Origin of the sequence: Rossellomorea sp. y25, from assembly GCF_038049935.1 — a bacterium.
GTDB lineage: Bacteria > Bacillota > Bacilli > Bacillales > Bacillaceae_B > Rossellomorea.
The window spans coordinates 2,234,843-2,248,911 of record NZ_CP145886.1 but is presented as its reverse complement, the minus strand read 5'-3'; the positions used below and the strand labels follow the sequence as shown (position 1 = coordinate 2,248,911).

Here is a 14,069-nt window from a genome sequence, read left to right as displayed (position 1 = left end):
CGTCCTTTCAAAAAAATTTAAAAACATTTGTAACTTTTATTCTAGTATAATCGTTATACCAATGAATTCCAAATAGGAGGAGTGAGTGTTTTGTTTAAAGTGGGTAGTGTATTTATACCTGTGACGGACATGGAGAAATCGATGAAATGGTATGAAAAGCATTTAGGTGTAAGAAAGATTGATACCTGGGATGGTGGTGCAGGTTTTTATTTCCCAAATAGTGACACTCAATTAGGATTGGTTCAAGTGGATTCCCCTCAGCCTACTGAATTTGTCATCAGTGGGAAAAAGAAGAATGTGTACTTTAATTTCTTGGTAGAAGACATTGAGGAGGTTCATAAGGATTTAAAGAACTCTGGGGTCGTCACTTCTGAAATTGAAGACTTTGGAGGAATGAAAGGATTTGAGTTTTTCGATTTGGATCATAATCCATTTAGCGTAGTGAATGAAGTTGAAGATTCTCCCTTCCACCGGGACCAGGTGAAAAAATCACAGTATAAATAGAACAGTAGAAGCTGACTCCCCTGATTGGAGTCAGCTGTTCTATCACTATAAACCAGGTCTATATGCCGTTTCTGGAATATCTTCATAATCTTCTGGATTGAGGTCATCAATGCTGTCGTTAGCCACACCGGTGATAATTGAATTTAATCCCGTCTCAACTGCTTTTACTAATTGACCTTTTTTCTTTTGTCCCAGAGTCCATGTTTGTCCTCTTACTTCGAACAGCACAGTACCGCTACCATTAAGGGCGAATGATCCAAGGGCTGTCCCAGGAAGATCTAATTCTTGCTGATACAGGGTAATGTTAGTAAACGGTGAATTTCCGATGGATTGTAAGGCATTATACGCTGCAACATTTAACTGCCTGGAATAATCATATCGATAATTCTCAGCGTACTCAGCATAATCACTTCCTTCAGGTGAACCAGGATCTGGAACAAACTGTCCGGATAGGGACATTGTTACAATATCATCCGTCCCCTCGACGTAATATTGACCTTGATGATGCAAGTCAATAAATGTATCTACATTCCCAAACTCCTCTCTCAAGCTCTTATAAACATCTCTAACTGTCTGGGATTCAGGTGTAATATACCAACCAGGTTGATCTGAACTTCCGGGAAAATCAGCAGGTTGAGCGCTATAATTCAAATCCGGATTAAAGTCACGATTTACGTCAAATCCAGGGCGTTCACTATAATCAACATCTTGAAGAGTCCTAGTGTAATAATTCCAGGAGGGCGTAGCTTCTGCTAATGATGGAAACTTTTCCACCACCTCACTCCATGTCATATCATTCGCACGTCGATTCAATTCACTTGCGTCAGGATTCATCATAGGGAGAACGACTAGTGTAATTTCTTCACGAATGTTCTGTGCCTCTGGTGAATTACTCGACCCGAGGTACTGAAGGATATTCAGAAGAGCTTCCGTTCCTGTTTTTTCATTCCCGTGGATTTCACTTTGAATCATCACTACGCGGTCCCCGGTTCCCACCCTTGCTTTATATATCTCTAATCCATTATGTGAACGACCTGCCACATCCAGCGCTACTCTTCCTTGGCTTGTCTGTGCAATTTTCTGTAAAGCCTTCGTTAATTCTGCATGATCAGTAAAACCGGAGATTGGTAAATTTGCCCGATCATTTGTTAAATTTCCATTTGGTGAACTGGACGCTAAGCTTGTTGATGCCATGCTGGTACAAAGAAGAATTGCTGCTAAACTTGAGACTACTTTTTTCTTTTTCATAAATATATTCCCTCCCATATGTTTCGGTACCCTAAACAGTTTCTGCCTTTACATGAGGATCACCTTCAATATTACGTAAAACAGGAAATATTAAGGAGAAGTAATATGGACATATATGTCTAAAGATGTAGAATATTCAGAAAATGAGGACTTAATTTTATGTCTATTTATCTATCGATGTGTGCTCACCTTTAACGATGAAAGAAGGTATATAAAAAACCTGGTACCCCCGCTCTTCTCATCCCCCTTCAAAGCAAACCTTCCTTCCTCACTTCTGATCACACTACCTTAAAAAACAATAACAAATAAAAAAACTCCTTCCCTATACACTCTCAGGAAGGAGTTGCTTTTCTAACTCTATCGCTTCATTTTTCAAATTCTCTTCGTCCATCATCAATCTGAATAACCCTCTTATAATCAACTCATCTTGATTAGACTGGCGGCATACTTGTGAGATCCGATTGGCAATGTTCATGTAATACTTTACACGATCTTCACTCAACCCCCTTATTTTCTCATACAAACTCTTCCAAGCGTTCTCCCTCTCTTCAAATGAAATGAAGGCTCCTTCCCGGTCCATGCTAACGGAAAATGATTTCATTATCTCATCATCCAACAATGGCTTGCTCTTTCCTTCAAGAAAGTCTCCAGCAAGGAGAGAAATTTGTCTCACTAAATGTTTCCCGAGAATAGAAGGGTCCAGGGCATCATCAGTAGAAATCAAAAGCATCATATATGATGAATAGATGGATTGTGTCATCCACATGAGGTCCCATATGTATGGCTTGATCTTACCACCAAATACTTCTAATAAATTATGCTCGAGCCAGCTAAACAACCGTCCTCTCATACGGTGTTCCATTGCAGCCAATTTCTCACTGTTCTTCGCGGACTCCCCCCGCATGTGCATTTTCATATAAGATTTGTATTCGAGTATCCCTTCAAATTGTACTTGAAACTGTTTTGCGAATCGTTCAAGAGGTGGTAAATTCCCTTCTAGTCCGACGACAAAAGCCCGTTCGAAGACAAGTTGCTGATAATGTTCATAAATCGATATGATTAAATCTTCTTTTGATTGAAAGAATGAGTACAGGGAGCCCTTTGAAATGCCGACACTTTCGGCGATTTGCTGCATGGACGTTTGATTATATCCGTGTTCTGCAAAGAGCTCCACGGCTGATTCGAGTATTGATTTACGTTTATCCATTTTTCACACCTCTATATCCAAAGAAAAATTCACTCTACCATTTTAACCATACTCCCCCAAAAATAGAAGAGCATTATTTCTTGACTACAGAAAAAATACAGGTAAAATGACTAGTGAGTCAACCAAATAAATAACTGTTATAACAACGAATAATCAAATTAATAAAAAATCATTTGACCCATGAGTCAAATATTTTTAAAGGAGGACAACATCTATGTTGAAGGCTATTTTAAACCGTTCCAAAATCACACTGATTTTTATCTTATTATTTGTGATTATCGGTATTTTCACTTTTCTACAATTACCACAGAGAGAAATACCTGAAACAAGCGTGAACATTGGAACGGTCAGCACCGTTTATCCTGGTGCAACCGTTGACTCTGTTGAGAGGACAGTGACCAATCCCATCGAATCTTCTCTGCAATCCATTGATGGAATTAAAGAAATCAGTTCCTCCTCTTCAGCCGGTTTCTCTACTATTATTGTAGAGGTTGAAGATGGAGAAAACAAAAAAGAAGTGTTTGGAGATGTTCGACAAGCGGTTTCAGATGCTTCCACCTCTTTTCCTGACGAGGTATTCGATCCGGAAATTAACGAATCCACTGTAAAAATGCCGATTGTTTCGTATCACCTTACAAGTGATAGTGAAGAGTCACTTTTCGCTCTTCGTGAACAATTGACTCGTTGGCAGGAAGAAGTCAAGGAAATCACTGGTGTCTCCAGTGTAACGGTAAAAGGATTACCCGAAGAAGAAATTGTCATTGAATTAAAACAGGATGAACTAAAAGAGTCCGGACTTAATCCTTCCACTGTCATGAGTGCGATTAATGATGAATACTATCCCACTCCTCTAGGAAAGCAAGAAGTCGATAACGAAGTCGTTCAATTAACGGTGGATCACTACTCGACTCTTGATGAAATGAACGAGCTTTTTGTTGGTAAGAACCCTCAAGGAGAATCGGTCTATTTACAAGATATAGCCAACATTAACGTTTCGTCTAAAGAAGTAAAAGATATTGTTACATTTGAAGGTAAGCCATCCCTATCCTTTACAGCATTTGTTCAGGCTGGGGAAGATATCCCTTCTGTGGATGAGAAAGTAAGCGACAAAGTGGATGAACTGGCAAAGTCTCTTCCATCTGATGTGAAACTTGAACCTTATTACTCTCAGGCATCGATTGTAACAGACATTTTTGATGGATTATTTATGTCACTTGCCATTTCAGTTGTTGCGGTCATCCTGACTACAGCTCTTGGACTTACGGTTTCTGGTGCGTTCGTCGTTGCTTTAGCCGTTCCGATTTCCGTACTTATAGGTCTAATTCCACTTCCGTTTTCAGGCGTGGACTTAAACCAAATATCTGTCATCGGTGCCATCATTGCTCTTGGTATATTGGTTGATGACTCGATTGTAGTAAATGATAATATTCAACGTCGTTACAAGCTTGGCGACCGTGCACTAATGGGAGCCATAAATGGGGTAAAAGAAATTTGGGTATCGATCCTGACATCTTCTCTAGCCATAGTGTTCACCTTCCTTCCACTTGTTTTCTTATCAGGGGGGAATGGGGCATTTATAAGGGCATTACCTACAGTATTAATTACGACTATTATTGCTTCAACACTTGTAGCGCTGATATTCGTTCCAATCTTGAGATATCTGCTTTACAGTAAAACAACGAAAAAAGTATCTGATGCTCCTGGTTTATTAGGGAAGCCATTGAATAAGCTCGCTGATTTTTATGCTGACAGTGTATTGAAAAAGTTTTCAAAAAGACCTTTCGTGGTATCTTTCATCGGCCTTGTATTCACAACCGCCATCTTTGGTCTCATTGCCCTTACACCGTTTGAATTCTTCCCGTCAGCTGACCGTGAAGAAGTAACGATTGATGTAACGTTACCAATCGGTACAACGATTGAAGAAACAGCTATCACCTTAGAAGACATGGAACAACTGTTAAAAACAGACGAAGGTGTATATGAAACTTCAGCGTTTGCAGGTACGGGACTACCTAACTTATTTAACAGCTCTCTTTCAAATTCCGGTCAAAATACAGGTCAATTGGTCGCGAGAGTCGATCGTGAAAACCAAACGGCTCAAGGACTGATTGACGAGTGGACTGACAAACTGAGGGAAGAATATCCAGATGCGAAGATCTTCATGGAAACGATCCAGCAAGGTCCTCCTGCAGGAGCTCCCGTTACAGTTACGGTTTCTGGTCCTGAGATGGAACAATTAATTGAACTTCGTGACACGATTTCATCTGAAATTGAAAAACTGGAAACTGATCTAGTGGTTGATAATGTTGGAGAAATGGAGCCAACGATTGAATATGTTCCAAACCGCGAGCTTCTTGAGGAAAATGGAATTACAATCAATCAGATCAGCCAACAGCTTCGATTGGCAACAGAAGGCATTCCTATGAAAGCCTTTGATAATGGTGTTACGAAACGTGATATGACACTGGTTTTAGAAGGAAATGATGAAGAAGTCGACCTGTCTTCTCTAGAGGTTCCCGCTGAAATAGCTAATCCTGCTGGACCACCAAAGCTGATTTCACTTGATGAGCTAGTGACTCCTGAGAAGAAAGAAGAGCTTCAACTCATCCCTCATAAAGACGGAGAGCGTGCAATCACGATTCGTGCTTTCCCTGAGAATGAAGAGAACTATAAAGAAAATGTCCAGGATATCGTGAAAGATGTACGAGAAAACCTTGACGACAACAATTATTCCATTACATTAGGTGGAGAGAATGAAGCTCAGAATGACTTCTTTGCGGAGATTACAGTCCTATTTACAATCGTCATTTTCCTTGTGTATCTAGTCATTGCCCTTCAATTTAATTCTTTATCACTTCCGTTCTTAGTTCTTGTCGCGGTTTATCTTGCCATTGCAGGTGCGATTCTAGGGTTATTCGTTACTCAAACCCCAATCAGCTTCCTGGGTGTTATGGGTATGGTATCATTAACCGGTATTGTTGTGAGGAACTCTGTCGTGTTAATTGAGTTTATTGAGCAAGGATTGAAGAATGGTATGGGTGTGAAAGAAGCTGTCGTGGAATCAGGACGGACCCGAATTCGCCCAATTCTATTAACGGCTCTCACATCAATTGTTGCACTTATTCCAGTTGCAGTCAGTGGAGATGCCCTTTTTACACCACTTGCTGTTACCATTATTTCAGGTATCCTGTTCTCAGCTGTATTAACGCTGATCATAGTTCCGATGATGTATCTTGTCTTTCACCGCTTTAGAAGAAGAAAGCGCGAAGCATAAGAATGGTCTAGAGGGGTGTCCATGTGACACCCCTCTTTTTCGTGGTATATGGAACAATTCACTTGAGAAATCATTCAAAATCAAGCATTATAGATAAGTATTTTATTTTAATCTTTAATGGAGGAACAACATGTCATCAAATATCAATTCAAAAGCGATCCTCATTACGTTTATGATAGGTGCTTTTTTTGCCATATTAAATGAAACGTTGTTAAATATCGCCCTAACCGAATTAATGGCCGTATTTAACGTCGATGCTCCCACGGTTCAGTGGTTAGCAACAGGATTCATGCTCGTGATGGGTGTGCTGATGCCAATCTCCGCCCTTCTTATCCAATGGTTCACGACTCGTCAAATGTTTATTGGTGTAATGAGTGTGTTTCTTCTAGGCACGGTGATTGCTGCATGTGCCCTGAATTTCCCTATGTTACTTGCTGGCCGGATGATCCAGGCCGTTGGTACCGGTTTACTCATTCCTGTCATCATGAATGCCTTATTACTTATTTACAGGCCTGAAGTCCGTGGTAAAATCATGGGTACGTTTGGACTGGTGATTATGTTTGCACCAGCGATCGGACCGACTCTTTCTGGCGTGATTGTCGACTTGTTAGGGTGGAGATGGTTATTCATAACGGTCATTCCCTTCGCCGTATTCTCTATTCTATTCGCTCTGAAATATTTACAAAATGTCGGCGAAATCACTCGACCAAGTGTGGATATCTTGTCCATTATCCTTTCTTCGATTGGTATTGGAGGAATTGTTTACGGATTTAGTTCGGCGGGAGAAGAATCTGCAGGGTTTACGTCTCTGAAAATCATTGTGATTATTTCAATTGCGATAATAAGCTTGATTCTATTCGTCTTACGGCAGTTAAAGCTTGATGAACCACTTCTCGATGTTCGTGTTTTCCGTTATAAAAGCTATGCGAGAGGAGTATCGATTTTCGTCATCGTCATCATGGCTATGTTTGCATCGGAAATCGTCATGCCTATGTATTTACAAGGACCTCTCGGATACTCTGCAAAAGCAGCCGGATTATTATTACTTCCCGGGGCACTTTTAAATGGGCTAATGTCTCCAACGATGGGATCGCTTTTTGATAAGTACGGCCCAAGAAAACTGATCATTCCAGGAACCTTAACATTAGTCGGGGTAATGATATTCTTTAGCACAATTAACCCATCTACACCGATCTGGTTATTCGTTCTTTTTTATATGGTTTTGATGCTTTCCATTTCAGCCATCATGATGCCTGCACAAACGAATGGTTTAAATGAACTACCGAAACATTTATATCCACATGGTACCGCCATTGCAAACACCCTGCAGCCAGTCGCTGGAGCTTTAGGTGTTTCAATCTTTGTCAGCATCATGACTCAAAGTCAGGCCGGGTATATTGAAGGGCAATCGGGTGAGTTAACAGAAGGAGTCTTAAACAAGGCCATGACCTACGGTGTACATCATGCTTATTGGTTTGCTCTTGCCTTAGCTGCTGTCGCTTTCTTTATTTCGTTATTTATCCGGAAAGCTGTTGCTCCTGATTTTGATGGAGAAGGAGAAAAGACTGGAAGTGAAAGTTAAAGTACGTTAACAAAACACCATATTACCTGAAAAGCTCAGATTCCTGAGCTTTTTTTAAAAAGTGCTATTACTGTACGTTAATCTCTCTAAAAGAGTAAAATGGATGGTGAAACCACCCATGAGGAGGAACTTATTTGGATAAAGAGATTACCATGATTGAGGACATCCGTTCTGACCTATTGAATAGTGTGAGCGATTTAACGAATGATGAATTGAACAAAAGAATTGAAGAAGGCCGATGGACAATCATGCAAGTGCTTGATCACCTGTATCTAATGGAGAAATCGTTGACGAAAGCGATTCAAACAACTTTAGCTAGAGGTGAAGAGCAGGAAGTATCGTCGAAGCCGATTCACTATACGGTAAATCGGTCGACGAAAGTAGATGCACCTCCATTTGTCGTTCCTACTGAAGAAAACCTTACACTTCAAGAAATGAAGGACAAACTTGAAGAATCACGAAAAGACCTTCTAACATTTCTGGATACAACACATAAAGAAGCTCTACAAAAAAAAGCATATCCCCATCCCGTTTTCGGACTTATCCGTTTAGATGAATGGGTACCGTTTATTGGATATCATGAGAAGAGGCATTTAGAGCAGATTGAAGAACTAAAGGGAAAATTATAAATCTATTCGAAAAAGGATCTTTTCCCTTATGGAAAAGATCCTTTTTCATCACTCTTCTCCCTTTAACTTTTTGACTATACCCTCTATCACTGGATTACTCCGATGTTCGATCTTATATGCAGCATAAATCGTATTGTTTACGGAAAGATGAGGGAACATTACCTTTGACCTCTTTGCCTCCAGACTATCTTTTAATAAATACGTTGGAAGAATACTTACTCCCATACCGTTTTCAATCGCTTCTAGAATCGTCCGAAGATCCGGTACAATGTGAATCGGTGGCACTTCAGGTCTCTTGCCGAAATGTTCTCTCCAGTATCTTCTAACAATCGGGAGCTCGACTCCATAGCTTAACCACTTCTGTTCCATTAACCACACTTCAATATCTGAAATTTCAACGGCACTTGAAGAATAGCTTGCCGGTGTGACAACAACAAATTCTTCTTCTACTATCTTGACATACTCAATCGAAGACGTGTTCAGCTTTTGAGTTGTTATGGTAAAGTCGAGTTCATCTTTCTCCAACTTTTCCAATAATAAACCGGCGGTACTAAATTGAACGATAAAACGTATGTCGATATCCTTCAACTGAGGGATGACTGCTTTCGTGAAGTATTCAGCAGGGGAACCAAACCGAACGATGGGCGCAAGGGACGTTTTAGAATAAGCGTGTCTGATCTCAAGGGTCGCGCTTTCTAGGTTTTCAATGAGAGGCACAATTTTCGTATATAATTCTTTCCCCTTAAGCGTGGGAATCATTTTACGTGGTGCACGGATAAACAGTGGTTCGCCCACTTCAGACTCTAATGCCGATAGATGCTGGCTCATCGCTGGCTGAGTCAAAATACGCGCTTTCGCTGCAGCGGATACGGAACGATGCTTATAAATACTAATAAAACTGCGATACCATTCAAAATCAATCATAGTGATCACTCCCTTCGATAAAATTTTTATATCCTCAGCTAATTCTTTTTTTAGTATATCTATAACAGAATTTATTTGAAAGCACCGTCCACAAAAGGACGGTGCTCATCTTATATATCTACTTTCTGCAGCCGATATACTTCTCGTTTCTCAACCAGTGTTACTGTGTTTTGTCGATAACGATTGTAATGCTCAGATTCAATATGAGATGCCAGAGCTTCTTCACTCTCCCATGTTTCATAAAAAACAAAGGTCGCGTTATTTGCTAATGATTGATGAAGCGAATATTCGATGCATCCATCTTCCCGGCGAGAAGGTGTTATCACTTGGATTAATTCTTGATATAGTTGCTCTTCCCTACCAGGCTTTGCAGTCAGGATTGCGGTAATCGTAATTGATGACATTTTAGCCCTCCTGCCAATCATTATTCTACCAACGTATTATTGTAAAAGTAATGAACCTATACCTGTTAGCTTAATCTCTTTACAACTTCTTTTGCTACACTCACAGTTGATTGTGGATTTTGACCTGTGATAATGTTTCCGGCCACTTGGATATGATCGGTCCAATTTGCTGTAGCAACAAATTCTGCTCCAAGCTCGCGCAATCGTGTTTCTAAAAGGAAAGGCATAAAGCGATCTAGTGTCGTTTCCTTCTCTTCTTCATCTGTAAAAGCTGTAACTGCTTTCCCTGCTACTAATGGGGTTCCATCTGATAATTTCACTCCGACTAGTCCAGCGGGTCCGTGACATACAGCCGCTACCACTTTATCCCCTTCGTATAATTCTCGAATGATATCTTGAAGTTTTGAATTATCCGGCAGATCAAACATCGTCCCGTGCCCACCTGGTAAGAAAATAGCATCAAATTGAGAATGATCTATGATATCTTCAAGTTTCAACGTGTTTTCCAGATACTTCGCTGTGTCTAATATGTCTTGAGGGGTATCCCCCTCTAAGCTGCGGGCATCAACCGGTGCTTTTCCACCCAGTGGACTTGCTACTGTAACGGAATACCCTAAACGAGCAAATTCAACATATGCTTCACCAAATTCCGATAACCAAAGTCCTGTTTTATGGTCCTCATTCATCTTGTCAGCCGTTGTAACGACCATTAATATATTTTTACTCATTATTTATCCCTCCAAATTTATATTTGTTTACCTTACGAAGTTAATTGTAATGGGGGATGATACATAATACAAATTAGTTAATTTGGTTATTAGTATAAATATATTTATAGCTTTAGTCGAAAAGTTTTTATACTTGTGGGTTCTTACCAGTGACGTTGACTCTACTTCAAATTCAGACTATATAAAAAAGCCCATCCTTTTAAATAAGGATGGGCTTCTTTGCCTACACATTCAAATCCCGCTTATCATAAAACACAAACGTAGATACTGCCAGCACGCCTATCAAAACAACTGATATTCCTACGAATCCCGATTCCAAACCACCATCCATCACATTCTTCGCTTCAAAGTATTTGAATGGTGTGAGATATTTCAAGCCTTCGAGTTTTCCGCTCAAGTCTATGGCAAAGGAAAGGATGAAGGTGGCTAATAAAACACCTGTTGCTAATGTAGCGGCTTTTCCAGGCATTTTGGTCAAAGCTGCAATCGCTGTTCCGATTACTAAAAATAGTACTTGTAATATAAACATTCCTACCATGGTCATTCCAATATCGCTGATGATGTGCTCTCCATCACTATAGCTTCCTACTATGAATAAAGAAGCTGACCATGTGATGATCAACAGAATCCCGACTTGCGTGAGAGCTGCCAACAATTTAATCACTATGATTTTCTTCCTGGGCAGGGGTTTAACGAACAAAAACTCTACGGTTTTATCCCTTTCTTCCTTTGAGATGATTGTTGCACCAATCATTGCAGCATGAATGGTAGAGAGCAACACTATATACAGAAAGAGTACTCCATAAAATCCACTGGCCGTCGACATATCGAGACTACCTACGCCTAGAAATGCTTGGAGTGATTTAGGCATTTGGGCCATTAGCTCATTCATGGATTGACCTGAAGAAGAGAATCCTGCAAACTTCCCCATCCCCGAACCGATCAACGCTACCATCCCTATGCACCAAATGATGAGGGATTTGCGGTGAGCCTTCATTTCTCTAATATATACGTTCATCTTGTTCCCCTCCCCTTATACCGTATGGATATCTTTTTTGTTGTAAATAACGAAGCTTCCGATCAGTGAAAGGACAATCAAGAAGATCCCTAAGATCAGGAATGACCATTCATATCCCTCTTGGTTCAAAATATAGCTATAGTCAAAGTATTTAAATGGAGAAAAATAACGAGTTGTCTCCTCAGCAGCTGCAACCATACCAATTAGAAAAAAGGCAAACACGACGCCAAGCGATAAGCTGATTACCGATTTCACCTTTGGAAATACTACGGCAATGATGATTCCGATGGCAAACATAATCAATTGGGTGAATAGTAGAGTTAGAGAAATCAGCAAGAATACATACAGACTGAAATTCTCCACTTTTACCACGTTCGCCACAATGACTGCTGCAACCACATACACGATATTTGTAAAAAGCAGCGATGTTAAAGCTGCGAGTATTTTAGAAGCAAGGATCTTCGTCCGGGTAACTGGTTTGGTCAATAGAAAGTCGGCTGTCTTTTCACGAATTTCCTTAGAACTAATTGAGATTCCAAGATTCATGGCTTGAATCGCACCGCATAGTGTGATGTACAAAAAGATATACGAATAATAACCATTTAGAGAACCGATACTGTCGACCTGAATACCTAACGCTTTTCTCACTCCTTCTGGGAATCCTTCCAGGAGTTTCTTAAATTCATCAATTTCTTTAGATATAGAAGGAAACATCGCCATAAACAGGATCACTAACACAACGAGTGAAACGGTCCAAATAAACGTTGACTTACGATAAGCCTTCAGTTCATACAGAAAGATATTCATAGAGTATCAAGCCTCCTTTTCGTAATAGTGCATGAAGATTTCTTCTAAATCCGGCTCCTCTATCCATAGATTGGCAATTTGGATAGAGGAAATCTTCTTCATCACCGAGTTGATATCCCCCCTGAACAGGAAGCTGACATGATTTTGATTCACTTCAAGATTGCTCACGCCTTCAAGCTCGAAGTATGATTGATCTACATCACTTTTTAATTCAAGTTTGAATTTTTTATGGTTGTTTTCTTTTAACGTACTGATCTTTTCGACTTGAACGATTTTTCCTTCTTTAATGATCGCTACTCGATCGCATAGTCGCTGAACTTCACTTAATATATGAGAAGAAAATAGAATGGTGACTCCCTTCTTATTTTCAGCTTGAAGCAGTTCGAAGAATTTTTGCTGCATTAATGGATCCAGTCCTGATGTTGGCTCATCGAGGATAATGAGTTTAGGTTCATGAAGCAACCCTTGAATGATTCCCACTTTCTTTTTGTTTCCAAGTGAGAGATCATCAATCTTCTTCGTTAAATCTAAGTTCAGCACTTCGGCCAATTCTTTAATCCTCTTCGTGCAGTCTTTCTTGTAGAAACTGGCAGAATACTTGAGGAGGTCCATCACCTTCATATTGTCGTAATAGAATACTTCAGATGGTAGATATCCAACTTCCTTCGCAATCTCTGGAGCGAACTCAACACAATCTTTTCCAAATATTTTCGCACTGCCGCTCGTCGGATGAATCAGCGAAAGGAGGGTTCGAATCGTCGTAGATTTCCCTGCCCCGTTAGGACCGATAAAGCCAAAGATTTCCCCTTCTTTTACTTGGAAACTGATATCCGTAATCCCTCTCGACTTTCCATACGTTTTCGTTAATTCATTAATTTCAATCACATTCATGAATCTCATCCTCACTTTCCAACTGTCTATTTGTAAAATGATGCCTTCAATAATTCGATGTAGGAATCAACTTCAGCCAGCACTTCTTCTTGTTTAATTTCTTCTACGGATAGTGTCTTAGCTTTTTGCTGTTGTTGATTGGCAATTCCTTCAAACGTCCAATAAATAATTTGAATCGCTTTTTTCACATCGACGCCTTCTTTGAATTTAGTTGTATCTATGTTCGAAAATAATTTTGCAAAGCTGTTCTCCACCATTTTGGCTTTAATCTGTTCGATATCATCTTTTACTTCCGGTGCTTCTTCGATAAATGCACTAGTAAGAAAATTTATCAGATGTGGGTAAACGGCAAAAAGCTCAAACTTTATCAACGTTACTGCGCGAATCGTAACGAAAATATCGCGCTCGTTCCAGTCAATACGCTCATAAATCTTCTCAGTGAATAAGTCAGCTAGATGTTCATACAGTGAGACATACAAATCCTTTTTGCTATTAAAATAATGAAATAAAATTCCCTTTGATATCTTTGCTTCCTTGACGATCTCGTTTGTTGAGGCATTTTGGTAACTATTCTTCGCAAAAACTTGAGTTGCTGCATTAATGATCCTTTCTTCTTTCTCAGGATCTAAGTTCAATGTTTTAAACAATACTTTCTCATCCTCCTATAAAGGGACAGGCGTTTGACCATATTGGTCAATTTCATTATAGCCATTTTTGACCAATTTGGTCAATGTTATTTTTGTATAATAGTAGCATTTTCAAAAAAGGTCATTTGAAGAATTAGAGAAGCTATTCCTTATTAGTCTCCTCAAATAAAAAAAAAGCTCATGATTTAAGAGCTTTTTGTAATCGT

At 39.7% G+C, this 14,069-nt stretch carries 13 protein-coding genes; 4 read left to right on the top strand and 9 right to left on the bottom strand.

Annotation, left to right across the window (positions count from 1 at the left end; all coding sequences use genetic code 11):
• Positions 1 to 81: 81 nt before the first annotated feature.
• Complete coding sequence (locus AAEM60_RS11150; RefSeq protein ID WP_299741249.1) at positions 82 to 504, top strand: VOC family protein; 423 nt, start codon at positions 82 to 84, stop codon at positions 502 to 504.
• A gap of 45 nt (positions 505 to 549) precedes the next feature.
• On the opposite strand, the gene AAEM60_RS11145 is transcribed toward AAEM60_RS11150, so the two are convergent.
• Together AAEM60_RS11145 and AAEM60_RS11140 are read right to left on the bottom strand one after the other, a co-directional pair.
• Positions 550 to 1,752: a M14 family zinc carboxypeptidase gene (locus AAEM60_RS11145; protein WP_299741248.1), complete on the bottom strand. Its 1,203-nt coding sequence runs from the start codon at positions 1,750 to 1,752 to the stop codon at positions 550 to 552.
• Between the two features lie 322 nt (positions 1,753 to 2,074).
• On the bottom strand, positions 2,075 to 2,959 hold the full coding sequence (locus AAEM60_RS11140) for a TetR/AcrR family transcriptional regulator (protein ID WP_299741247.1): 885 nt from the start codon (positions 2,957 to 2,959) through the stop codon (positions 2,075 to 2,077).
• 214 nt (positions 2,960 to 3,173) lie between these two features.
• Between AAEM60_RS11140 and AAEM60_RS11135 the strand changes: the two genes are divergently transcribed.
• The 3 genes from AAEM60_RS11135 (at position 3,174) to AAEM60_RS11125 (ending at position 8,444) form a co-directional block, all read left to right on the top strand.
• Positions 3,174 to 6,233: an efflux RND transporter permease subunit gene (locus AAEM60_RS11135; RefSeq protein WP_341357931.1), complete on the top strand. Its 3,060-nt coding sequence runs from the start codon at positions 3,174 to 3,176 to the stop codon at positions 6,231 to 6,233.
• Between the two features lie 130 nt (positions 6,234 to 6,363).
• Entirely contained in the window at positions 6,364 to 7,815 is a 1,452-nt protein-coding gene (locus AAEM60_RS11130; RefSeq protein WP_341357930.1) for an MDR family MFS transporter, read from the top strand.
• A 134-nt stretch (positions 7,816 to 7,949) separates the two neighbouring features.
• A complete protein-coding gene (locus AAEM60_RS11125; RefSeq protein WP_299741244.1) occupies positions 7,950 to 8,444 on the top strand; it encodes a DinB family protein in 495 nt (164 codons plus the stop codon).
• Positions 8,445 to 8,492: 48 nt separating this feature from the next.
• Here the strand turns inward: AAEM60_RS11125 and AAEM60_RS11120 are convergent, their stop codons facing one another.
• From AAEM60_RS11120 to AAEM60_RS11090, 7 genes are all read right to left on the bottom strand, one after another.
• A complete protein-coding gene (locus AAEM60_RS11120) occupies positions 8,493 to 9,368 on the bottom strand; it encodes a LysR family transcriptional regulator (protein ID WP_341357929.1) in 876 nt (291 codons plus the stop codon).
• A gap of 110 nt (positions 9,369 to 9,478) precedes the next feature.
• The gene (locus AAEM60_RS11115) at positions 9,479 to 9,772 is read right to left on the bottom strand and encodes a putative quinol monooxygenase (protein ID WP_341357928.1); all 294 of its coding nucleotides are present in this window, start codon (positions 9,770 to 9,772) and stop codon (positions 9,479 to 9,481) included.
• Positions 9,773 to 9,837: 65 nt separating this feature from the next.
• Positions 9,838 to 10,500: a type 1 glutamine amidotransferase domain-containing protein gene (locus tag AAEM60_RS11110; protein ID WP_299741241.1), complete on the bottom strand. Its 663-nt coding sequence runs from the start codon at positions 10,498 to 10,500 to the stop codon at positions 9,838 to 9,840.
• A gap of 223 nt (positions 10,501 to 10,723) precedes the next feature.
• Positions 10,724 to 11,518 (bottom strand): ABC transporter permease subunit, encoded by a 795-nt coding sequence (locus tag AAEM60_RS11105; protein WP_341357927.1) that lies wholly within the window; start codon positions 11,516 to 11,518, stop codon positions 10,724 to 10,726.
• A 15-nt stretch (positions 11,519 to 11,533) separates the two neighbouring features.
• A complete protein-coding gene (locus AAEM60_RS11100; RefSeq protein ID WP_341357926.1) occupies positions 11,534 to 12,325 on the bottom strand; it encodes an ABC transporter permease subunit in 792 nt (263 codons plus the stop codon).
• 6 nt (positions 12,326 to 12,331) lie between these two features.
• On the bottom strand, positions 12,332 to 13,216 hold the full coding sequence (locus AAEM60_RS11095) for an ABC transporter ATP-binding protein (protein WP_299741238.1): 885 nt from the start codon (positions 13,214 to 13,216) through the stop codon (positions 12,332 to 12,334).
• Between the two features lie 26 nt (positions 13,217 to 13,242).
• Positions 13,243 to 13,863, bottom strand: coding sequence for a TetR/AcrR family transcriptional regulator (locus AAEM60_RS11090; RefSeq protein WP_341357925.1), 621 nt, complete (start codon positions 13,861 to 13,863; stop codon positions 13,243 to 13,245).
• Between the last annotated feature and the right edge of the window lie 206 nt (positions 13,864 to 14,069).

Excerpts from the sequence above, each read along its gene's own strand:
- AAEM60_RS11110 (WP_299741241.1), bottom strand. The coding sequence starts at position 10,500 with ATGAGTAAAAATATATTAATGGTCGTTACAACGGCTGACAAGATGAAT.
- AAEM60_RS11140 (WP_299741247.1), bottom strand. The coding sequence starts at position 2,959 with ATGGATAAACGTAAATCAATACTCGAATCAGCCGTGGAGCTCTTTGCA.
- AAEM60_RS11120 (WP_341357929.1), bottom strand. The coding sequence starts at position 9,368 with ATGATTGATTTTGAATGGTATCGCAGTTTTATTAGTATTTATAAGCAT.
- AAEM60_RS11130 (WP_341357930.1), top strand. The coding sequence starts at position 6,364 with ATGTCATCAAATATCAATTCAAAAGCGATCCTCATTACGTTTATGATA.
- AAEM60_RS11115 (WP_341357928.1), bottom strand. The coding sequence starts at position 9,772 with ATGTCATCAATTACGATTACCGCAATCCTGACTGCAAAGCCTGGTAGG.
- AAEM60_RS11105 (WP_341357927.1), bottom strand. The coding sequence starts at position 11,518 with ATGAACGTATATATTAGAGAAATGAAGGCTCACCGCAAATCCCTCATC.
- AAEM60_RS11145 (WP_299741248.1), bottom strand. The coding sequence starts at position 1,752 with ATGAAAAAGAAAAAAGTAGTCTCAAGTTTAGCAGCAATTCTTCTTTGT.
- AAEM60_RS11095 (WP_299741238.1), bottom strand. The coding sequence starts at position 13,216 with ATGAATGTGATTGAAATTAATGAATTAACGAAAACGTATGGAAAGTCG.
- AAEM60_RS11100 (WP_341357926.1), bottom strand. The coding sequence starts at position 12,325 with ATGAATATCTTTCTGTATGAACTGAAGGCTTATCGTAAGTCAACGTTT.
- AAEM60_RS11135 (WP_341357931.1), top strand. The coding sequence starts at position 3,174 with ATGTTGAAGGCTATTTTAAACCGTTCCAAAATCACACTGATTTTTATC.